The 230-nt window shown below is 72.2% G+C and carries 1 protein-coding gene; it reads right to left on the minus strand.

Going from position 1 to position 230, the window contains the following annotated elements; translation table 11 throughout:
- Positions 1 to 230 (minus strand): EAL domain-containing protein (locus KVT32_RS31870; RefSeq protein WP_217619612.1); only part of this gene is annotated, 230 nt, incomplete at both ends.

Here is a 230-nt window from a genome sequence, read left to right on the forward strand (position 1 = left end):
AGGCGCATCAGTTCGGCGCAGGCTTCGCGCAGCACCCAGGCGCCGATCTCGACGATCAGGCCCGAATACTCGGCGATCGGGATAAAGCGGTCGGGCGGCACCAGCTGGCCGTCGGCGCCGCGCCAGCGCAGCAGCGCCTCGGCGCCGCAGGGACGGTTGCTGGCCAGGTCGATCTGCGGCTGGTAGACCAGGAACAGCTCGCCGCCCCGGGAGCCCGTGCGCAGCGCATG

The sequence above is a fragment of the Achromobacter sp. GbtcB20 genome, assembly GCF_019091095.1.
Taxonomy (GTDB): domain Bacteria; phylum Pseudomonadota; class Gammaproteobacteria; order Burkholderiales; family Burkholderiaceae_B; genus Achromobacter; species Achromobacter mucicolens.